At 66.9% G+C, this 19,878-nt stretch carries 29 protein-coding genes; 20 read left to right on the plus strand and 9 right to left on the minus strand.

The features are described from left to right. Positions 1–262: 262 nt before the first annotated feature. The 4 genes from ACFXKA_RS39985 to ACFXKA_RS40000 all read right to left on the minus strand — a co-directional run bounded on the left by ACFXKA_RS39985 (position 263) and on the right by ACFXKA_RS40000 (position 3,637). Positions 263–610 carry a hypothetical protein gene (locus ACFXKA_RS39985; RefSeq protein ID WP_379431428.1) on the minus strand — a complete coding sequence of 116 codons (348 nt, stop codon included), beginning with the start codon at positions 608–610 and terminating at the stop codon, positions 263–265. A gap of 185 nt (positions 611–795) precedes the next feature. Beyond that, complete coding sequence (locus ACFXKA_RS39990) at positions 796–2,550, minus strand: FtsK/SpoIIIE domain-containing protein (protein WP_379431429.1); 1,755 nt, start codon at positions 2,548–2,550, stop codon at positions 796–798. Continuing rightward, on the minus strand, positions 2,547–3,341 hold the full coding sequence (locus ACFXKA_RS39995) for a hypothetical protein (RefSeq protein ID WP_379431430.1): 795 nt from the start codon (positions 3,339–3,341) through the stop codon (positions 2,547–2,549). Before ACFXKA_RS39995 ends, ACFXKA_RS39990 begins: the two co-directional genes overlap by 4 nt. Continuing rightward, positions 3,338–3,637, minus strand: coding sequence for a hypothetical protein (locus tag ACFXKA_RS40000; RefSeq protein ID WP_379431431.1), 300 nt, complete (start codon positions 3,635–3,637; stop codon positions 3,338–3,340). Before ACFXKA_RS40000 ends, ACFXKA_RS39995 begins: the two co-directional genes overlap by 4 nt. Before the next feature lie 494 nt (positions 3,638–4,131). Between ACFXKA_RS40000 and ACFXKA_RS40005 the strand changes: the two genes are divergently transcribed. The 15 genes from ACFXKA_RS40005 to ACFXKA_RS40075 all read left to right on the plus strand — a co-directional run bounded on the left by ACFXKA_RS40005 (position 4,132) and on the right by ACFXKA_RS40075 (position 12,009). Further along, a complete protein-coding gene (locus ACFXKA_RS40005; RefSeq protein ID WP_379431432.1) occupies positions 4,132–4,725 on the plus strand; it encodes a hypothetical protein in 594 nt (197 codons plus the stop codon). Next, a complete protein-coding gene (locus tag ACFXKA_RS40010) occupies positions 4,722–4,979 on the plus strand; it encodes a hypothetical protein (protein ID WP_379431433.1) in 258 nt (85 codons plus the stop codon). Before ACFXKA_RS40005 ends, ACFXKA_RS40010 begins: the two co-directional genes overlap by 4 nt. 5 nt (positions 4,980–4,984) lie before the next feature. Continuing rightward, on the plus strand, positions 4,985–5,194 hold the full coding sequence (locus ACFXKA_RS40015) for a hypothetical protein (protein WP_379431434.1): 210 nt from the start codon (positions 4,985–4,987) through the stop codon (positions 5,192–5,194). Positions 5,195–5,220: 26 nt separating this feature from the next. Further along, positions 5,221–5,454, plus strand: coding sequence for a hypothetical protein (locus ACFXKA_RS40020; protein ID WP_379431435.1), 234 nt, complete (start codon positions 5,221–5,223; stop codon positions 5,452–5,454). A 99-nt stretch (positions 5,455–5,553) separates the two neighbouring features. Then, positions 5,554–5,910: a hypothetical protein gene (locus ACFXKA_RS40025; RefSeq protein WP_379431436.1), complete on the plus strand. Its 357-nt coding sequence runs from the start codon at positions 5,554–5,556 to the stop codon at positions 5,908–5,910. 81 nt (positions 5,911–5,991) lie between these two features. After that, a complete protein-coding gene (locus ACFXKA_RS40030; RefSeq protein ID WP_379431437.1) occupies positions 5,992–6,210 on the plus strand; it encodes a hypothetical protein in 219 nt (72 codons plus the stop codon). After that, positions 6,207–6,479 carry a hypothetical protein gene (locus ACFXKA_RS40035; RefSeq protein ID WP_379431438.1) on the plus strand — a complete coding sequence of 91 codons (273 nt, stop codon included), beginning with the start codon at positions 6,207–6,209 and terminating at the stop codon, positions 6,477–6,479. The genes ACFXKA_RS40030 and ACFXKA_RS40035 overlap by 4 nt, the downstream gene beginning before the upstream one ends. Beyond that, positions 6,476–6,826, plus strand: a complete 351-nt coding sequence (locus ACFXKA_RS40040) for a hypothetical protein (protein WP_379431439.1) — start codon at positions 6,476–6,478, stop codon at positions 6,824–6,826. The genes ACFXKA_RS40035 and ACFXKA_RS40040 overlap by 4 nt, the downstream gene beginning before the upstream one ends. Then, on the plus strand, positions 6,823–7,434 hold the full coding sequence (locus ACFXKA_RS40045) for a hypothetical protein (protein WP_379431440.1): 612 nt from the start codon (positions 6,823–6,825) through the stop codon (positions 7,432–7,434). The genes ACFXKA_RS40040 and ACFXKA_RS40045 overlap by 4 nt, the downstream gene beginning before the upstream one ends. A gap of 496 nt (positions 7,435–7,930) precedes the next feature. After that, positions 7,931–9,223, plus strand: a complete 1,293-nt coding sequence (locus ACFXKA_RS40050) for a hypothetical protein (protein WP_379431441.1) — start codon at positions 7,931–7,933, stop codon at positions 9,221–9,223. A 131-nt stretch (positions 9,224–9,354) separates the two neighbouring features. Further along, positions 9,355–9,831 carry a hypothetical protein gene (locus tag ACFXKA_RS40055; protein WP_379431442.1) on the plus strand — a complete coding sequence of 159 codons (477 nt, stop codon included), beginning with the start codon at positions 9,355–9,357 and terminating at the stop codon, positions 9,829–9,831. 19 nt (positions 9,832–9,850) lie between these two features. Further along, the gene (locus ACFXKA_RS40060; protein ID WP_379431443.1) at positions 9,851–10,456 is read left to right on the plus strand and encodes a hypothetical protein; all 606 of its coding nucleotides are present in this window, start codon (positions 9,851–9,853) and stop codon (positions 10,454–10,456) included. Between the two features lie 208 nt (positions 10,457–10,664). Then, positions 10,665–11,123 carry a hypothetical protein gene (locus ACFXKA_RS40065; protein WP_379431444.1) on the plus strand — a complete coding sequence of 153 codons (459 nt, stop codon included), beginning with the start codon at positions 10,665–10,667 and terminating at the stop codon, positions 11,121–11,123. A gap of 7 nt (positions 11,124–11,130) precedes the next feature. Then, the gene (locus ACFXKA_RS40070; RefSeq protein WP_379431445.1) at positions 11,131–11,421 is read left to right on the plus strand and encodes a hypothetical protein; all 291 of its coding nucleotides are present in this window, start codon (positions 11,131–11,133) and stop codon (positions 11,419–11,421) included. 90 nt (positions 11,422–11,511) lie between these two features. Further along, positions 11,512–12,009: a hypothetical protein gene (locus ACFXKA_RS40075; protein WP_379431446.1), complete on the plus strand. Its 498-nt coding sequence runs from the start codon at positions 11,512–11,514 to the stop codon at positions 12,007–12,009. Positions 12,010–12,169: 160 nt separating this feature from the next. Here ACFXKA_RS40075 and ACFXKA_RS40080 read toward each other — a convergent pair whose 3' ends face one another. From ACFXKA_RS40080 to ACFXKA_RS40100, 5 genes are all read right to left on the minus strand, one after another. After that, positions 12,170–12,487, minus strand: a complete 318-nt coding sequence (locus ACFXKA_RS40080; RefSeq protein WP_379431447.1) for a hypothetical protein — start codon at positions 12,485–12,487, stop codon at positions 12,170–12,172. 34 nt (positions 12,488–12,521) lie between these two features. Then, a complete protein-coding gene (locus ACFXKA_RS40085; protein WP_379431448.1) occupies positions 12,522–12,755 on the minus strand; it encodes a hypothetical protein in 234 nt (77 codons plus the stop codon). Between the two features lie 15 nt (positions 12,756–12,770). Further along, entirely contained in the window at positions 12,771–13,193 is a 423-nt protein-coding gene (locus ACFXKA_RS40090) for a DUF4913 domain-containing protein (RefSeq protein ID WP_379431449.1), read from the minus strand. 275 nt (positions 13,194–13,468) lie between these two features. Beyond that, complete coding sequence (locus ACFXKA_RS40095) at positions 13,469–13,705, minus strand: hypothetical protein (RefSeq protein ID WP_379431450.1); 237 nt, start codon at positions 13,703–13,705, stop codon at positions 13,469–13,471. Between the two features lie 73 nt (positions 13,706–13,778). Then, positions 13,779–14,027, minus strand: a complete 249-nt coding sequence (locus tag ACFXKA_RS40100; RefSeq protein WP_379431451.1) for a hypothetical protein — start codon at positions 14,025–14,027, stop codon at positions 13,779–13,781. A gap of 175 nt (positions 14,028–14,202) precedes the next feature. On the opposite strand from ACFXKA_RS40100, the gene ACFXKA_RS40105 reads away from it, so the two are divergent. The 5 genes from ACFXKA_RS40105 to ACFXKA_RS40125 all read left to right on the plus strand — a co-directional run bounded on the left by ACFXKA_RS40105 (position 14,203) and on the right by ACFXKA_RS40125 (position 19,845). Continuing rightward, a complete protein-coding gene (locus tag ACFXKA_RS40105) occupies positions 14,203–15,447 on the plus strand; it encodes a helix-turn-helix domain-containing protein (protein ID WP_379431452.1) in 1,245 nt (414 codons plus the stop codon). Positions 15,448–15,573: 126 nt separating this feature from the next. Further along, on the plus strand, positions 15,574–16,953 hold the full coding sequence (locus ACFXKA_RS40110; RefSeq protein WP_379431453.1) for an FtsK/SpoIIIE domain-containing protein: 1,380 nt from the start codon (positions 15,574–15,576) through the stop codon (positions 16,951–16,953). Beyond that, positions 16,950–18,149 (plus strand): hypothetical protein, encoded by a 1,200-nt coding sequence (locus ACFXKA_RS40115; RefSeq protein ID WP_379431454.1) that lies wholly within the window; start codon positions 16,950–16,952, stop codon positions 18,147–18,149. Before ACFXKA_RS40110 ends, ACFXKA_RS40115 begins: the two co-directional genes overlap by 4 nt. Positions 18,150–18,163: 14 nt before the next feature. Further along, a complete protein-coding gene (locus tag ACFXKA_RS40120) occupies positions 18,164–18,505 on the plus strand; it encodes a hypothetical protein (protein ID WP_379431455.1) in 342 nt (113 codons plus the stop codon). Positions 18,506–18,534: 29 nt separating this feature from the next. Further along, the gene (locus tag ACFXKA_RS40125; RefSeq protein ID WP_379431456.1) at positions 18,535–19,845 is read left to right on the plus strand and encodes a hypothetical protein; all 1,311 of its coding nucleotides are present in this window, start codon (positions 18,535–18,537) and stop codon (positions 19,843–19,845) included. Positions 19,846–19,878: the final 33 nt, after the last annotated feature.

Consider the following 19,878-nt stretch of genomic DNA (forward strand, 5'->3'; position numbering starts at 1 on the left):
CTCATGAGAAGGTGGGGAATATTTATGGCTTTATTTTTTTATTTAAATCCGTAATTATTAATTGTGATAAAATTCGGGAATGAATATTATCGAATTTTAAAGAATTCCAAATCTGTAATTCGTCTATTTGAGATTTGATCGCAATTCGTGAATTTCTTATCATTTCAAATCTCCCTTTTCTGATTTTATCGTGCAATACAAAAGTTCGCGAAAGGTGCATTTTCTCTCAGTGCACATTTCGCGAACTCTCGATTTAATTCTTTTATTTTCGTGGAGCTCGACGTTTATCTGATTCGATACGAGAATCAACAACCTCGGAAAGCAATTCGATGTACTGCTTAAGAAACCATTCGTACAATTCGTGAACTCGCTTTCGAGCATCTTTATCTGTCGTACCAGTTCGATCGAGATATTCATCCACCAATTTCGGATTGGATGAACGAATAATGAGTTTCACTGCAGTATTGAGGCAGTGCGACTCTTTGAGTTCAATCGGAAAGTCTTTTTCTTCTTCCCAATCGAGCATCAATCGTTTGAAGTCGCGCATATCGCTGCGCTCCAGAGTGACATTCGTCTTTCGTACATCGCTCCGAGCTTCGGTTTCAGACATTGATTCGATCCTTTCTAGATCATGTGTGTTGTTGACTGTATTCTATCAGTTCGTGTCGAGTTGTTTCGTACCAGCAATACTTACTCCCTACTGCAATCATTCCTTTCCTATTGTTTATGTTGAATTACTGGAACTACTGGTATGCGTGAAATGAAGTGAACTAGAGGTTGGTTGCGGTTGGTTTGCTAGTTGGTGCCGGTGTCTTCGTCCTCGCCTTCGGGGCCGTCCGGGGTGGTGTTGTCGGCGGGCTCGGTGCGGGCGTTGCGGTCGAACGGGATCACCGTTCTATTGCCTCCTACCTGGGGTAACTTCGGCAGGCTCGGCAGTTTCAGCGGTGCTTTGCCGTCGGTGCTGGTGGACTTCGGGGTCCCCAGGGCCGGGGGCTTGATGATGTCCACTGTGTTGCTGTCGGGGGTGGCGGACTTCCCGGCGGGGAGGGCCGGCGGTTCGCTGCCGGGCAGCGGGCGGACCTGTCCGCGTACGGCGACGATGGCGTCGGAGATGAACCAGCACGCCTCGGTGGGCAGGTAGACCGCGCGGGCGCGGGTGGTTTCGGGGTGGCGGCGGGTGCGGACGATGGCCACGCCCTGGGGCATCTTCTCGTCTACGGCGTCGAGGCCCGCGGCTTGCAGTGCGGGGGCGTTCTCGAACAGGTGCTTCATGGCCTGGGGGGTTTCGACGCGGAAGCAGAACCGATCGAAGAGGTTGGCCTTGGTGGCGCTGGACAGGCTGTCCTCTTCGAGCTTCTGACCGGCCGGGTAGAGCCGTCCGCCGAACTTGGCGGACTGGGCGCCGAAGCGCTTGAGCTCGGCCTGAAACTTCTTGTCCTCGGCGAACTCGGGCACTTCGTCGATGACGACCAGGTAGAGCGGCAGGTCCGGGCTGAAGCGGGTGATGCGGTCGGTGTGGCCGGACCAGAACAGGTGCTCGCGCTCTTTCATCTCCTTGTTGACCCGCGTGAGGATGGCGGTGGCCTCGGCCGGGTCGTTGGAGTTGCAGACCAGGTAGGCGGTGCGCCACCAGGGCGCGACGGCGGCGGTGTTGGGGTCGATGATGACCACCCGCACGTCACGCATGAGCGATGCCCAGGCCAGCAGCGAGTTCAGGAAGATGGACTTGCCCGAGCGGGATGCGCCCTGAACGCCGCCGTGGGCGCCGGCGGCCAGGTTGACGGTGATCCACTCGCCGGTCTGGCTGATCATCAGGGTGATGTCGTCGGTGCAGGACAGGCCGTCCACGGGCACGGTGAGCTGTGCGTCCTGGCAGGCCAGGGTGAGCAGCTCGGCTTCCTCGGCCGGGGTGGTCGCGGCCTTGGCCGCAGCTTCGATGCGGGCGCGGGTCGCGTCGTCGAGCAGGCCCGAGACGTGCATCTCGACCAGCGGGTCCCGGACTTTCAGCGACAGCACCACGCGCTCGCCGATGTCGGCGCTGACGTTCACGTCGAGCAGGTTCAGGCCCATGACGAGCTGGCCGCGCCGTTCGACGTAGTGCTTGAGCGAGTGCCCGAGCCCGCCGGCGTCGAGTACGACCTGCGCGCCGACTCCGGTGGGCTCGGCATCGACCACCGCCGGCCACGCGCCCGGCTCCAAGCGAGCGTTCTCGCCCGAGCCGATCCAGCGGGGCATGGTGCCCAGGCCCATGGAGGCCCACAGCTGCGCGGCTTCCATCGGGTCGGTGAGCTTGAACAGCGCGGCGCGGATCTCGGGCTGGGGGAAGCGGTACATCCACGCGCGCTGTTCGGCCTGGCGGTCGTGCTCGGCGCGGCGCGCGGCGGCGGCCTTGGCCGAGCGTGACCACAGACCCAGCAGGATCGGAGTCGCGACCAGGGCGACGAACACGATCAGTCCGGGCAGGCCGTAGGCCAGGTACAGCGTTCCGCCGACCAGCCATGCCGCGCCCCCGCCGCCCAGGACCAGCAGGGCTACTGCCTGGGCGTTCATGCCATCACCGCCGTGCGAACTGTCAGCCATCGGAAACCCCACAGGTTGCGGCGGACGGGCCGCCGATCGTGATCATTGGTGTCGACGGCCACGACACGCGCGTAGCCGATTTGCAGGCCCCAGGCCCGCACGAATGCCACCGCCTCGCCCTTGGGCTGGCCGTGCTCGATACCGGGCAGCACGATCGACACCGCTGGAGCCTTGGGCGCGGGCAGCGCCATTTGTGCGGGCAGCAGGCCGCCGTCTCGGCGCGAGAGCACCAGGTCGATGGCGGAGTCGGTGCCCGTGCGGACCTGTCCGGTCTTGGCGCCGAACGCTTTGGCCAGGTCGGCGCTGCGGCGGTGCCATTCCTCGGGGGACTGGCCGGGCAGCATGGCCACGGTCAGCACGTCGGCGTGACGGTCGGTCACCACCGAGCGCAGGGTCGGCACCTGGATGCCGTGTTTGGCGTCGGTCATGGTGAGTTCCTGATGGGCCAGCACGCGCGCCCAGCGACGCCGGTAGCGCCACCACACGGTGATCCAGGCCCGCAGGACCGCGCGGCCGTGTTTGGCCGCCAGGACCACGGCCAGCAGCGAGCCGACCACGGCCGCGCCGCCTTCGAGGACGGTGGGCAGTGCTTCGAGTACGGCGGCTTTCCAGTGCGGGATCTGGGCCGCGATTTCGGCCGGTTTGATGGTGCCCGACATCAGGCCCTTCATCAGCAGCGCTCCGCCGGTGAACAGCGCGAGGAAGCCGATGATCTGGACCAGGGCGACGGTGAACGGGTGCGGGGGCTGACGGTCGCTCATCGCGCACCGCCGGCGTTCAGGGCGGCGGTGCCGCGCACGGCCCAGCTGATCGGCTTGCCGTTCTCGGTGGCGTAGGCGATTTCAGCGCGGGTCGACGCGCCGATGTAGTGGGACTCGTCGGTGACCACGACCACCCGATCGCACAGCGCGATCTTGCGCAGGTGCAACTGATCCAGGCGGGCTTTCACATCCGAGCCCTGCTCGGTGTCGGGGACGACCCGGAACGGCGCGAGCACGATCACGCCCCGCTCGGACAGATCCGCGGCCACGTCGAGCATCTGTGGGAAGAACCGCATGCTCCCGCACAGGGTCACGAACTCATCGGCGAACCCGAGGAACGGGAAGTAGGAGAACTCGGGGAACCGGCCAGCGTCCTTCTGGCGGGGTCCACCCTGTTCGAGGGTTACTTGTTCTTGGAGGCTTCCCGCGCTCGGCGGAACAGCTCGGCGCGCAGTTCGATCAGGCTGGGAATCAGCTCCTCGCCCAGTGCCTCCACGAGGGTTTCCATTGCCTTCTGCTGCGACAGACCGGAAAGAGACAGAGCGTCCTCCCACGTCTTCGCTTGCTTCTCGTTTAGGCGGAAGGTCCGCTGGCCGGTGCGTGGGGGCATGAGCCCATGTTGGCAGTTGGTAGCTGGAGCTACCAACTGCCTGGTCGATGTCGTGTCGTTCATTTCTCTCGTTCATCTCTGTTCCTTGGTGCTGGATTCGATGTACTATCGAACTACCAGAATGGTACCAAATCAAACCGAAGTGCTACCAGATGGTTGAGAGAAATGGGAAACAAGAACATGAGCACACCGACGCTCACCCCCACCGACGTCGAGGGCGTCTACCGCTCGGGCAAGTCCCGGTCGATGGCGTTCGTACTGGTCAACGGACCGGCGTGGGGTATCCAGTTGCCGAACGGGACGCTGTACCAGGACCCGCAGGCCATGGCGATGCTGGACGACCCGTGGACCACCCAGCCCACGGTGTGGTTCGTCGAGGCCGACGCGGCTGCCGAGGCTCGGGGCATCGCGGACATGCTCGAATCCAGCTACGGCATCCCGAAGACCGGGCCGACCGAGCTGCGAGTTGTCCGGCTGGAGATGGACACCGATGGCATCTGGAAGCGCCCTGAGATGTCCGCGTCCAATCCCGAGGGCTACCGGCCGATGAACCTCGACACCGAGGAACTGTCGGCGTGGCCGTGCGGTGCCACGTCGCCGCTGTCAGTCGACCAGGCCCGCCAGGTCATGCGTGACCACAAGGAGTGCGCCGGCCAGATCACCTGCAAGATCCGCGGGCGCGCTCGCGCGGCGCTGTCCCGCGCGGGGGTCATGAAGCTGAACCGGAACCCGAACGTGTGGCGGTCGCTGGACCTGCCGGACATGGCCCGGTGAGCGACATGCAGGTCATCGAGTACGACGGGCACCGCATCCCGGTCGGGAAGCTGTTCCGCGACAACCGCAACTCCAACATCCGCACGCTGCGGGTCGTGGGACCGGCCGACACGGACCGGATCCTGCTGATGGTGATCCGCCGGGAGTACGAGGGCCAGGTCACCGAGCCGATGCGGGCCACCGTGATGACGGCAGAGCGGTTGCTGTCGAGGGATTTCGTGGCCGTGGACACCACCAGCGAGCAGGGGCGGTGAGCGGCATGGCAACGCTCGGATACCACGCCCTGACCGATGAGTGGCTGGTCATCCCCTGGCAGTGCAGCTACCCCGGCCGCCTGACCGAGGCCGAAGCCCGCAACGTGCACGCGGAGCACCGCAAGCACAACCGCCACGACTGCCGCATCGATCGCACCGCCCGCAAGGTGCTCAAGAACGCCACCCGCCAGGCCCGCCAGGCCACCAGCAAGTGAAAACCCCAGAAAGGAAACCGATTTCGATGTCCCTGTTCTCCCGCGCCACCGCGCCCCGTGAGGTCAGCGTCTACGTCTCCATCCACCCGGACGGGCACCGCTCGGTGTCGATCCACGGCGGAAACGTCGAGGAGGTGGCCTCGCTGATGGACGCGGCGCTGGCGCACCCGAACGTCTCGGCCTATCCCACGGCCCCGATGCCGCCGATGATGCGCGCCCCGTGGCACGTGAACGGCTCGGTCGCCACCGAGATCGGCTGACCCACCCCGGAAATGGCGGAACCGGCCAGAAGGACGCTGGCCGGTTCCGCCCCAGATCATCCCGAACACCGTTCGAAAAATCGAGAAGGAAGTACCGATATGGCTCTGATCAAAATCACCGCCGACCTGCCCGGGGACGCCACCACCGAGGTCACCGCCGACCAGGTGAGCGCCCATTTCGCCATCGCGCCGCAGCTGATGGTCTTCAACGACGGCGAGATCCGCTACGCCGAGCATCATCCGTTCCTGCTGATCCACATCCCCGGTGGCCGTCCGGTGACCGATACCGGTGCCCGCGTCGATCTGCGGCGGCTGGCCGAGTTGCTTGAAGCGCTGCCGATCGACTGGAGCCAGCCCGACCCGACCGAGGCGTGCGAGCCGTACATCGCGGAGGTCGCCGAGGCGCTGGTCGAGTGCGTGATCGATGACGATTCCGCCGCTGTGGTCTTCGCCTGACAACCCCCGAAAAAGCTGGCGGAACCGGCCAGAAGGACGCTGGCCGGTTCCGTCCCTGATCTTCCCGGAAAGGGGACTTCAATGCTCATCCTCAGACACACGCTCGGTCATATCGGGCGCACTTCGCAGGACTCGCCGATGCTGGTCGCGGTATTGGCCGCCGTCGTGGCGTCGGTGCTGTTCGGCACGGTGCTGTTGCTGACCGCCGGCCACCGCGACCCGGTCCCGGCCTCGGTCGTCTCGCCTACCGCGGTGTCCTGCGCGCCCTTCGCCATCTGCGGTGGAGGTGACCCGCGATGACGACGCCGTTGTCGGCGAAATTCGCTGAAGACCCGGACTATCGGGCCAGGACCGGGCGGGCTCCGTCGTGGACCACGATTGCGCGGCCGACCGCGCGCCTGGTGTGCGGCGAGTGCGCCCAGCTCCAGCACGAGACCCGGGGGCGTTGCGGGGCGCGGATGCTGCCGCGTCAGCGCCGCAGCTTCCCCGGCCAGCGCGACACCGCGCTGCTGTTGTGCACCACCCACGCCGACGCCTGGCGTCAGCTCGACCGCGAGGACCTGCGATGACCGACACCGCAGCGGTGAATCTGGAGCTGGTCGCGCGGATGCCGTGGCTGCTGCCTGAGCCGGATTCGATCTGGTCGATTACCGGCACCTACGGGCGCGGGCGCGGCAGGTTCCAGGATTGCCTGGCCATGGTCACCCCCTACGACCTCATGGGCTGCCAGCCTTTGTTCGTGCTCATCGCGCCCGCCTTGCAGGAATCGGACGCCTCGCCGACCCGCTACATCGCGCCGAACCAGATCTTCAGCGCGCATCGGCTGGTCCTGGTGCACGCCGAACGACCCCACGCGGGCCTGGCGTACTACGCCGACGAGCAGGACATCATCGACCGCGGCCGGGGGGAACGATGAACCACCTCACCGAGCAGACCGGCACCACCACCCTGATCGAGAAAGGCATATTCATGGCCGATCACTTGGCCCCCGTCTCCCCGCTGTCCCGGCTGGCCGAGCGGTGGGTGATCGTGCTGCCCGGTGACGCGCTCTACAGCCCGGACGGCCCGGTCCGGCCGGGCGACCCGGACAACGACTGGGACCCCGAGCTGTTCCGCACCGAGGACGATGCACGGGTGCAGCTGGAGCGGCTGGCCGCCGATGCTGAGAGCATCGGCCTGAACAGCTGGACCGCGCAGGTGGCCCGCCTCGGTGACGTGGGCGCGGTCAGCGTCCCCGCCTACGAGCACGTCACTCCCGATGTGGAGGGCCTCAACCGCGACTACCCGGCCCCGGCCCCGCTGACCCACCACGAGTACGCGGTGCTCGTCGGTGGCCCGTATCGCGAGTACAGCCCCGACCACCCGGAGCCGTTCATGGTGTTCCCGGATATCGAGTACGCCCAGGACCGCGCAGGCGACATCGCCGAGGACTGGGCGCCGCGGCTCGGGGTGGCCGGCCACCCGGTGATGGTCGTGTCCCGCACCATCACCGTCACCACTGGCCCGTGGGAACCCGCGGAATAGCCTGCCCCGCAATCCATCCCAGATGCAGGCACAACGGAGTGCCCAGGGCCACAACGGCGTGACTCGCGCATCGGGTAACAGAAAGCCCGCCCCGAATCGCCAATCGGAGGCGGGCTTTCACACCGTCAGTGGGAATCTGGCCGAACCCGGCGCGGCGGGGTTACACGGGTGTAAGTCCTGTGGTTGGCTGGACGGCGCGGACTGAAATCCGCATGAGACATAAAGCAGCCCCCCTCGCATGTGTTTGGCGACGCGGCGAGAGGGGCTTTGAGAACCAAGCTCGCGGCTGACGATACAGGCCAGGTCGGACAGATGTCATACGACCCGTCTGAGTTTCGCGAACTGTGAGCTTGTGGAGCACCCGGAAAGGGGTGACCATGAGCATTTTTTTTGCAGGTCAACGCCAAATGACCGCATCTCTCTCCCTCCCCGCGCTGGTCGCGGATTGTGGCCGAGTCGATATCGGCGCGTCGAGCCGTGTTGCGGGAGTGGCCCGGTGAGCAACTTTCACACTGCCCTGGTCGATCGGGTACATCTGGTCGATATCGAGTCGACCAAGTGGGCGGCCTGCAAGGCGTTCCTGCGGTGCGTCGGCAACCACGCCAACGAGGAAGAGCATGACCTGGCGTGGCCGGGTCTTGAGCTGATGATGCTTGAGACCGGTATGTCCGAGTCGGCGCTTTCGAAGACCGGGACCCTGCTGGACAAGATGGGGTGGGTCGTCCGCAAGCGCCGCTTCGGCAAGTCGAACATGTACCGGCTCAACATCGCCAAGCTTCAACAGCACCAGGTCGCCCGGCCGGACCCGAAGGCGGTCCATATGGCCGAGCACCTGCCCGACATGTTGTTCCCCGGCGAGAAGTTCGAGGACCTGGTCGACGCGGGTGCGCTGGCCGATGGCAAGCCGCTGGTGCCCGGCCGCAGCACCGCCCGGCAGCGGGCCGCGCGCCTGGAACGGGCGAAGGCCGCCGCGGAATCCCAGGCTGTGGATAACTCCGCCCAGCAGCGGGCCGCGCGTCCGAAACGGGCGAAGACCGAGCCGGAATCCCCGCAGGTCAGCGGGGCTGTGGATAACTCTGTCGCCGAGAAACCCCAGGTCAGCCCCAGTTACGTCAAATCGACGTATTCGAAAACTCGTTCGAATACGTCAAATCGACGTAACTGTTCACGTCAAATCGACGTGACTGATCACGTCGATTTGACGAACAAACAGTCAGAGAACCGTCAATCAACAGACAGACAGGGCGCGGCGCGTTGGCAAGCCGCTGCCGAACCGTCTGCCTGCCTGCCTGCTGAGCCCTCTACACAATCCGGGCAAGCGCAGCTGTCGATGGTGGTCGGGTCGGTACGTTCGGCCGCCGAGCAACTGCTGGCCGGGCTGGCGCTGCCGTGGCCTGTGGAGCGCAGCGTGATCCGCAACGAGGCACCCGCGATCGAGGCTCGTCTGGCCGAAGGCGGCTGGAGCGCGGATGCTCTCGGCCGCTGGATCGAGACGAACGTGGCCAAGGCCGTGGCCGACTTCGGTGGTGCCAGCAATGTGCGTAAGCCGATGGGCCTGCTGGTCGGAGTGCTACGCGACGCCCCAGAGCGCCCGGCCATCGCTGTCGCGGTCGCTGCGGCGCCGGCGCGGCCCAGGTGCCCCGAGCACGCGCGCTACAACCCCGGGTCGCGGCCCGATGGTGAGTGCTCGATGTGCTGGTCCGAGCGTGAGGGATGGCTCGATGACGCCCCCGCGACTGCCATGGCCGCCGCCGAGCCTTCGGCACCTCCGCGATTCCTGGCCGGATGATTTCGCGCTATTCGGCCTTCTGGGGCCGGTTCGGCGCATTCTGAACCCCGAATCCCAACGATGGGATTTCGGGGGCCAGGGACGCATCCAGGCACCACTACGGCCCTACTGATCATGAAGGGACTCCCATCATGGAGCGCGTTCTCCACGGCCCCAGCATCGCCGAGGCCCACCTGCACGGCTTGCACGACTACCTGACCGGCCGCGGGTGGGTGATCACCATGCCGGACTACTACGGCACCGACGAGGACGGCCGCCCCACCGATCCCGAAACCAGGTGGCGCTATGCGGCCAGCTACGGCGGGGTCGTGATGAACTCCGTCGAGGACTCGACTCCGTGCTCGCTGGCCTGCGGGTTCGGGTTCGAGGGCGGTCTGAGTGTGGACGTGAGCACGGCGGGGAACTGGCGCGGCTGCGAGGCCCATCCGGTGGCCGAGCACAGCCTTCCCGTCGAGGAGCACTACGACGAGGCCGCTGATCGCTGGAACGATCTGGATTTCACCGAACTCGGCGCGCTGCTGGATCGGCTCGAACCCGCAGCCCGCGCGCTCGATGCCCGCGAGTTGATCGAATGCCTGTTCTTCGGGCCGTGCGGTCGGGACCTCTGACCGGAAAGGGCTTGGGGACATGTCGAATCGGCCGAAGAAGAACCGTTCGAAACAGGACAAACAGCGCGCCCGTGCTCGCGCACAGCGGCGGGAGGAGGCTCGCCTGCGCGATCACCCGCTCTACGGTTCGCCGCCGCCTTTCCATGGCTATCAGGACTGGTTCAACGTGCCCGCCGGGGCTGCCGAACTGATCGATTGCCCGCCGGTTCCGGGCCTGGGTGGCGACGAGAAAGACATGCTCGATGCCCTGATCAAACTGGGTCCACGCTACGAGGGGCTGGTGCCGATGGCGGCGCTGTTCCTGGATCAACAGATCCGCGACGGCGTTCTCTTGTTCGCGATCACCGGGGACACCGAGCGCTATAGGCCAGTCCCGCTGGCGGACTTCGCCGCCGAGGTGTGCGACCCCGCGCAGGCGGAACAGAACATGCTTGACCATCCCGAATGGGGCGAACTCGCCGCCGTACCAGGCGGAGCCGATGCGGTCGTGATGTATCTGCACACCCTGCACTCGAAGGGCGCGTTCGTGCTGGATGACAACCACGTGATCAACCTGGCGCTACCGCCGGCCCGCTCCCCCAGCGGCACATGGCAATTCAACGGACACCCGGGAGAAGACCTGTGAGAAGCAAGCGATCCAAGACTCTCGACCCCGATGCTGGCCCGGCGCTGTTCGCCGAACCCGGCGCCCGCCGCAAGCCGACCCCGGATTGCCCCGGCTGTGCCGGGGATGGCTGGGTCCTGGGTGCGGACCGCGCGCCGCTTGAGCCTGCCATCCGCTGCACCTGCACCGCCCCCGACCGGGCGATATACGAGCCGGAAGGACTTTCGCGATGACCACCGTGATCCATGGGCCTGGCACCGACGCCGACCTGCAAACCCTGCACGAGTTCCTGACTGCTCGCGGCTGGAGCCCGAGCGAGTACGCCACTCTGGACGAGAACGGTTGCCCTGACACGGAATCCGGGTGGATCTATCGCCCCAGCTTCGGCGGTGTCGAGATGAACCGCGTGGACGACGCCACCCCCGACAAACTGGCCTGTGCGTTCACCACGGACGACGACCAGCTGGATTTCGTGATCGATTCCGTAGGCAGCGGATCGGCTCCCGGACGCACCATCTGCGAGGCCCATGTCGTGCAGAAGTGGCGGGCCCCATTCGATGACGGGGACGAACTGGACCTGGACGAGCTGGCCGAGGTGCTCGACCGGCTCGAATCCCAGGCCCGCGCAATGGATCCGCGCGAGTTCATCGAGTGCCTGTTCTTCGGCCCTTGCGGCAGGCCGGACTGAGCGGCGAATGCGCTACGAAGTAGGTCCGCGCGAGAACGACCCGAACCCCGAGCTGGTGGCCGAGGCACTGCGCCGGTTGGCCGGCCTCGGGGTCGTACACGTGACCGGCGACGAGAACAGGGGTGAGGTGTTCGTGGTGGCCTCACCGGTGCACCGGAATCTGGCCGTGGTGAACCACGTCCTGGACCGGCTGCCGCAGGACCCGCCCGTCCCGGCCGCGGAACCGGCACCGGCACCGGATCCGCCGGGCCCGCTGTCGCTGTCGAGACTGCCCAAGCTGCCCCTGTCGGGTCAGTGAGAGACTGCGAAAGGGGCCGAGCCAGGTATCAGCTGGCTCGGCCCCTTTTTCGGCCCTTGTGTGGTTGTTCAGGGCCGGTAGCGTTCCGATATGACTGCACAGCCCACGCGCCGCCGCCGCACGCCCCGCCCCGCACTGTCGAGCGCCACCGATTTCCGTCCGGCCCGCCAGCGCTGCGGCGAGAAAACCCGCCAGCAGGGCATCAATTTCGACCTGGCGCTGCTGAAATACATGCGCACCGCCGTGATCTGGATGGCCCACCACCACCCGGACGAGCCCGGCTCGGAATCGCTGGCCGCGCTGATCGACGAGGCCGTCCGCGACAAAATCACCAGCTGGGAACGCACCTACAACGGCGGCAAAGCCCTGCCGGTGCTGGGCACCGTTTCTGCACCAACACCCCCCGAACAGGTCGACGCCGACCCGAGTGTGGAGCGGGAAGAAGTCCCCGCCGACCAGATTCCTCCCCTCGCGCAGGACGAAACCATCCACCTCGCGCACCCCGCTCCCGTTCACGGCCCGAGCTGGTCCGGGCTGGCCGCTGACTTCCTCACCCTCGCGCGGCGGACAGTGCTCGGCCGACACTGAGCCCCGGGGCCGGACACGACTGTGGCCACCTGCCTTGTTGCAGGTGGCCACAGAATTTTGAGGGTTATCGGGGTAATCGGGTGGGTTACGTGCGGTGGCTCGGCGAGGTCGGGAACTGAGAGTTGCTGCTGGTCACGGCGGTTTTCGTTGGCCGGTCAGGCTACCTGCCGCGTCCTTCGCGTCCGTGTCCTTCCCGCTCGCGGGCGAGGGCGGCGCGCTCTGCTGCGCGGGCGCGTTCGCGGAGTTCCCGCAGCCGCTGCGCCTCGGCCTGTTCGGCTTGGATGCGCAGGTGCTGAGCGTGCATGTTCTCGGTGATGGCGTCCACATCGATGGCCGAGCCCAAGCGTTCGACGGCGTTTTGAATATTCGAATCGGTGATCTTTCGGGCCATCTCTGCGGCCGACCCTGGGCCTCTGTCGGTCCTGACGATGAGGTGTTTGTCTTCGTAGTAGTCCATGGCGTTTTCCTCTCCGGCCACGATCGCGATTGTCGGGTGTTGGGCACTGCGCCGATCAGCGAGTGCGGCCGTGCTCGCGTTCGTGGGCTTGCCGGGCCCGTTCGGTCCGGCGTTCACGTTCCTGGCGTTCGCGTTCCTGGCGTTCGCGTTCGTTTCGCTCGCCCGCGGTCTCGGGCGGCATGTCGTCGAGTGCGTCGAGCTGCTGGACGAGATCCTGGAGCGCGGACAGTGGAAAGCTGCCCCCGAACAGGCCGTATCTGTCCTTGGGGTCGTATCTGTCGTCGGTCATCGGATTCTTCCTTCCTCATGCCGCCGTGTCGGTCACGGTGGCGGGCTGGCGGGTGACCTCGGCGAACAGTTCCGGCGGGGCGGCGTCGAGGTTCAGCGGTAGCGGTTCCAGCGTCGTTTTGTGCCCCTTGTGGCAGAGGGAGAATTCGCCGGCGTGGTCCATCAGGGCGCGCATGTGGGCGTCGGCGTCGAGCCACCACATGCTGAGCGCGCTCTCCTCAGGGCTACGCAAAGCGCCCTCGTAGGCGTGCCACATGGCGACCAGCCGTTCCGCCGCCCCGGGGTGCTTCCACGGCTCGGGACACCAGACGATGTCGTTGCGGACGGCGACCTGGCGACCGTAGGCGGGGGCCACGAGGTTGGTCAGGAACAGGCCCAGGGACTTGTATCTGCGGCCCGGGACCCTGCCGGCGGGGTGGGCGGTGACCGGTTCGTGCATGTCGGGTTTCCCCTTTCTGGGGTGAGGCAATGGGTGGGCGGTAGGTCACAGGTCGGCCGGGCCGCAGGGGTGGCTGGCCGGGTTGGGAAGTTCGGCAGGGCGGCCCCATCCGCCGAGGCGGACCAGGCACGCGACAGGGGGTCACCCTGCCGCCCGGTGACGAGCCGGACCCTTCGCGCTCCCCCGGGACTCGAACCCGGGTGTCTGCCAGCGGAGCTGATCGAACTGGGGAAGTTCACGCGCCGAGTTCAGCCTCGGCGCTGGCGCTGTGGGGATCAGAAGGTGGATTCGTTCCATCCCGGGGGCGGGAATTCGATGTGCAAAATGTCGCTGACCAGCTGATCCTTCGCCCATGCGGTGCTGACGGAATGCGAGATCACGGTGCGGCCCTGCGGGTCGGTGATGCCGCGCCGGCGCATAGCCACCAGCTCGGCCTTGCTGAGCTTCATCAGCTCGGCGTAGCGGAGCTTCTGCAGCTCCGAAATCGGGTCGCCGATCTCGTTGTCGGTCATAAGAATTCCTCTCTCGCGGGTTGTTTCGATTTCAGTCCGGGTGTCCGGGCGGAGCTGGTCGAACTGGGGAAATTCACGCGCCCAGCGCGGCCTCGGCGGCGGCGATGTCGTCGGCGAAGTACGCGCAGAAGTGCGCCCAGCCCTCGGACCACAGCCGCAGCGTCTTGCGCAGGATCGCCTCATCGGCCAAGGACTTGAGCCACTGGCCCGCTTCCTCGGCCGCCTCGGCATCGGGGGCGGTCATGTCGGCGCAGGCGATGAGCCAGCCGCGGGCGGTGTCGATCTGGGCAGGAGTGGCGTCGGCGGGGATTTCGATGGCCATTCGGGGTTCCTCTCCCTCGGTGGTCCTTCAACCATAAGGCAAAACTTCATTTGAAGCAAATGAAGTTTTGAAGTAGTAATGAACTGGGGGAAATGCCGACGTCAGGGCAGGTACCGTGACAGGAACAGGCCACCCGATCATCACCGCGTCGCACCGGACGGGAGCACTGGAGCACATGAGCACCAATTTCGACATCGAGCCCAACGACACGGGCCGCCGCTTGCGCGAGATCCGGGCCTGGCGTGGCCAAAGCCTGGAAGTCACCGCCGGTTTGGCCGGAATCAGCTTCGGCTACCTCGGCAAACTCGAACGCGGGGACGTGCCGCTGAGCAATCGCCGCACCCTCGAAGCCCTCGCCCGCGCGTTGCGGGTCGCGCCGAGTGAGTTCTCCCCCGCCCCCTGGCACGCCGACCCGCCCGATGCCACCGAGGCCGCGCACGCGGGCCTGGTGGAAGTCGAAAACGCCCTGGACGCCTACGAACTCGGCGAGGACCCGGGCCTTCCTGTTCGGGAATGGCCGGCGGTGGCCGCCGACCTCGCCCGTCTGGGCGAACTGTCCCAGGGCAGCGCCGACTACGCCGCCCAGGCCGCACTCATGCCCGGCCTACTCGGAGAGCTGCACGCGGCCTACGTGCGCACACCGCAGCTGCGCCGTGAGGTGCTGCTGGGCATGATCACCTGCTACGCCTCGGCCACCTGGACCACCAAACGCCTGGGCGGGCGTGGCCTGCCCTTGTTGGCGGCGCGGGCGGCCCAGCAGTGCGCCGACATGCTCGAATCCCCGGCCTGGAAGGGATTCACCACCTGGCTGCGCGGAGACGCCACCGGCGGACTGTCCCGCCCGGAGCAGTACCGGCGTGCCATGCGCTGCGCCGATGAACTCACCCCGCACCTCGACGACCCCGAGGTGATCCAGGCATACGGGATGCTGCACCTGTCCGCGGCGCTTGCGTCGGCGGTGCAGGGCGACCGCGACGCCACCACAACGCATCTGGACGAAGCCCGCTCCATCGCCGCGCGCCTGGACACCGAGGCCGGCACGTTCGGGCGCATGTGGTTCGGCACGCCGAACGTCGGCATCTGGGCCGCGAGCATCGGCCTGGAGCTGGGCGACGGCGCGAAAGTCGCCGAGCAGGCCCGCACGGTGAACGTGGCCGCGATCCCGAGCCCGAGCCGCCAGGCCGAGTTCTACATGGAAGTCGGGCGCGCGATGCTGACCGACCACCGCCGCCGCGAACAGGGCGTTGCGGTGCTCATGCGCGCGGAATCCCTGGCGCCGCAACGAGTCCACGCCGACGTGTTCACCCGTGAGGCCGTGGCCGATGTGCTGCGCGCCGCCCGCCGCGACGCCGGAGGCCGCAACCTGCGCGGATTGGCGTGGCGGCTCGGTATCGCACCCGACCTCACGCCGCGGCCCTGAACCTCCGGACGGACCGGGAGTGCCACTCCCGGCCCGCGTGATGCCGGAATCGTTTGCGCGGCAGTAACGTCCAAGTTCACGAATCAAGGTCACCCGGTCGGGGGTGGTGCTTCGAAGGTGGTGGACATGGGGGACGTTCTCGCTGGCCGGGTAGCTGATGAGGCTGCGGTGCGCGCCAATGTCGCCCGCGCTGCCCGGTTCCGCCGCACCTGGCCACAGGTGGCGTTCTCGCTGGGCCTGGTCCACGAGGACCGCAACCCGAACCTGGTGCAGAAGTACTGGAACGGCGAAACCCGGGCCCCCGACCCGGTGATCCGGGTGCCGCGGATCATGCACATGAGCGTGGACTCCTACGGCGTGACCATGGTCGTGCGCACCGTGCGCGGGGTCGGGCGCAAGCATTTCACCGACGCCGCAGGGTATTTGGCCGACGAATGGCGCATGCGGCAGGTGTGGGCCCGCTCCCTCGACGACGAAGACCAGTGGGGCCCTGGGTTCGTCGAGTTGCGCACCGTGCACACCGACCCGCTCACCCGCACCGTGGAACAGGGCCGGCCGCCGGTCCCGCTGGATCTGAGCCGTCTGGAGCTTGGCCATGGTGAGCGCGGCCAGCCCGAGTATCTGCCGCTGGCCCAGGGTGCGGGCGTGACCGTGATGGGCGCCAGCGGCTTCGGCAAGACGATGTTCGCGCGCAACATCGTGGTCAAACTCGCGCCCTCGCCGAAGGTGCAGTTCGCGGGCGCGAACGGCAAGACCACCCGCGCTTTGCGCGGTGACTACCGGGTGCTGGCCCCGCGCTATGCCCACCTGGTCGGCTCGGACCCCTACGAGGTCAACGAGTTGCTGACCGGGCTGGTCAACGAGATGTACCGCCGCCTCGATTCCATGTACGACTGGTGGGGCGTGGACGAGTTCTGGGACCACGGGCCCAGCATCGAAATCCCGTATCTGGTGACCACTCTCGACGAGTGCCAGGTCTACCTGGCCACCACCGCCCCGGCGTCGAGCAACCTGGGCAAGATCGTGACCGACAACGTCGAGAAGAGCACCGACCTGGTCAAGATGGGCCGCGCGGCGGGCATGGGCACGTTCTTCATGACCCAGAAAGGCACCGGGGACGCCATCCCCACCGCCATCCGCGACGTGGCCACCACCGCGCTGTCGTTCCCGGTGCGCTCACGCGCCCAGGCCATGGCCGCACTCGGCGATGAAATCCTCGACTATCCCGACAAGGACCCGCGCGCCATCCTGCGCCATCCCTATCGCGGTGTCGGAACCCTGTTGGCCGAGGGGTCCGAGGGGTTCACGCGGTTCAAATCGCCCCTGACCTCGGCCGAGCTGGCGGCGGAAGTGTGCGAGGCCACCGCCCACTACGTGCGGGAAATCCCCGGCATGACCGTGGGCCGCACCCGAGTGCCCGACACCGGGCAGGCCATCGAACTGAGCAAGGCCCGCGCCGCCCGCGCCGCCAAGAACAAGCCGCGGCGCATCGGGGGCCAACCATGAACGCCGATCCCGATTTCGGGCCCGAGCTGACCACCGAGACAGCCGAGGTCCCGCCCACGCCCCGCTCATCCCGCCCGCTTGCCCTGTCGACCTTGCCGACCCTGCCGATGCCCGTGTCGAAACGTGCCCCGGCCGAGCCTCTGGAGCCCGCCGAGGACGAGGACCAGGGCGACGACGGCGAGGACTACCCCGACGACTACGACGACACCGCCGACTACGACGACGACGGCGACGACGACGGCGACGACTACGACGATGGCGAATTCGACGACGAGGACGGCGAATTCGACGAATTCGAGGACGAGGACCCCGACGACTACGGCGAGGACCCTCGATACGTCCCTGATCAGGCCGAGCACCGCAGCGCGCGCCCTGATGGCCTGCCCTGGGATTCGTGGCTGGCCAGGCCCGGCAAGCCCGACCCCCGCAAGCCCAAGCCCGACCCCGGCCCGGACGGGCAAAAGTCGTTGTCGGACTACTACGACGCGGTCAACGCCGGCACCTACACCGACAGCGCCCGCAAGGCGTTCGTCGACCGCTCCGGCGGGCGCGGCGCGGCGGTGCGCGCCCGGCTCAAACGACGCCGCGACGACGACAACGACCGCGAGGTCTACCGGGCCCGCTCGGGCGGGGTGGCGGTATTGGCGGTCGCGGGCGTGGCGCTGGTCGTGGTCGTGATCGTGCTGTTCAACGTCAACCACTCGTCTCCGCTGCTGTCCCAGGCGAATTCGAGCCCGCATCCCACCGCGCTCACCACCACCGCCCCGATCATGGCGGGCCCGGCGACCACCGAGGGCTACCCGCACGCCACCGCCGATTGCTACGCCACCAAGACCCCGACCAACGTGGTCGGGGCCGGACCCGGCGACCCCAGCAGCGGCCCCGGGGTGATCCTCGGCTTCGAATGGGCGTACTACAGCGATCGCAGCGGCGCGCGGGCCCGGGACTGGGTGGCCACCGACGCCGACGTGCCCGACGCGCCCGCGATCCAGTCCGGCATCGACTCGGTGCCCACGGGCACCCGCTATTGCGTGCACATCACCAAGTCCGACAGCGACACCTCGGGCAACACGTGGAACGTGAGCCTGAGCGAGCAATTCCCCGACGACAAGGCCCCGATGACGTGGCCCCAGCTGATCACCACCCGCACCGAGGGCGGGCGGGTGCTGATCACCGCCATCCGGAAAGCGAACTGAGAGAGGCCGATTCCATGACCAACAGCACCGACGGCGTGAGCTTCGACTACCCGGCCGCGGCCACCTACGTCCAAGCCGCAGGTGATGCTGCGGCCCTGCTGGGCACCGCGAAAGACCACGCGCAGACCGTGACCGGCATGGACCTGTCCGGGCTGGGCATCTTCGGCGCAGGGTTCGCCTCGGCCTGGGCAGCGGCATGGGAAGCCCACGGCGGGCAGCTGGGCAACGCTCAGGCGGTCACCGATGCGTTCGGCCAAGGCATCACCACCTGGGGCAACGTGCTGGCCGGCGTCGACACCGACAGCGCGCACCAGATCGCGGGCGCGGTACCGGGCACCAACGACATCCAGGCATAGGCCCACCGAGACAGCAAGGGGGACAACCGATGCAAACCGGAACCCAGGACGGGGACACCACCGAGGTGGTGGCCGAACCCGCGCTGGTCACGGCCCTGGTCGCGCCGCTGGTGAAACTGCGCGCGAGCCTGGGCGATGGCACCCGCCCCGACGACAAGGCCCTCGCGGCGCTGAGCGCGGTCACCGACACGGTGCTCACCAGCGACGACACCCACCGCGCCGGCCTGAGCCAGTTGGTCAGCACCGACACCGCCAAAGCGGCGCACCCGGTGATCAAGCAGGCAGGCGACCAGATTTCGGGGCTGGCCGACACCTCGGGCAAGCTCGCGCCGCTGCTGAGCGACGCCTACACCGTGCGCGACAAGGCCGCCAGCGACCTCGACACCCTGATCAGCGATTTCCGTTCCCAGGCAACACCGCTGGTGAAAGCGGCGCGCTCGCAAGCGGATCTGGATCCCGTGGTGAGCCTGGCCGCGGACTACACCAGATCCGGGGTCGGGGTGGTCAAGACCGCCAACGGCCAAATGGACCAGTACACGGCCAAGGTCAAAGACATCTCCGCCGACTCCCCGGTGATCACCACGCCCGTGCAGACCGGCGACGGTGGCGCCCAGACCGGCCAGCCCGCGAACACCAACTACCCCAACCCGGCCAACACACAGACCCAGTACCCGAGCAACGCCAACTCCTACGGCAACAACGGGTACGGCACCAACAGCTACACCGGCGGCAACGGCTGGAACAGCAACTACAACGGCAGCACCACCAGCGGTACCGACTTCACCAACAGCAAGCTGGCCGAGACCAATCCAGAGTTGGCGGCCCAGATGACAATCCAGTCCCAGGCACTCGCCGCAGGGACCACCATCGGCTCAGCATTGATCACGGGCGCAGTCACCCTCGGCTCAGCCCTGATCACCTCGGGCGCGAGCCTCATCACCACCGGCATCGAAAAGGCCGAGGCATACGGCGAAAAGGCATTGGCCACCAACACAACCCAGCAGGGCGGCACCCCGGCCACCACCACTCCGGCGACCACGACCCCGGGCACCACCACCCCGCCCACGGGCGGCAGCCTCACCCCCGGCCTGGCCGACCCAGGCCCCACCACCCCGGCCACCGATACCGGCGGCGGCACCCCGAAACCCGCTGCCACCGTGCCCAATACCCCGACCGGCGGCGGTACCGCCCCGCAGACCCCGCAGACCCAGCCGCAGGCGGGCGTACCCGACAACAGCGGCGGCGGCACCCCGGCGGTGATCCCGCCACCGGTGCAGGCCAAACCCCAGCCCGACAACACCACCAAACGCCGTGACGGCCAGGCGGGGACCACCGCCTGACACCGCCACAGGGCACCAGAGAGGACACCACCT

Source organism: Nocardia sp. NPDC059228 (genome assembly GCF_042754245.1).
Taxonomy (GTDB): Bacteria; Actinomycetota; Actinomycetes; order Mycobacteriales; family Mycobacteriaceae; genus Nocardia.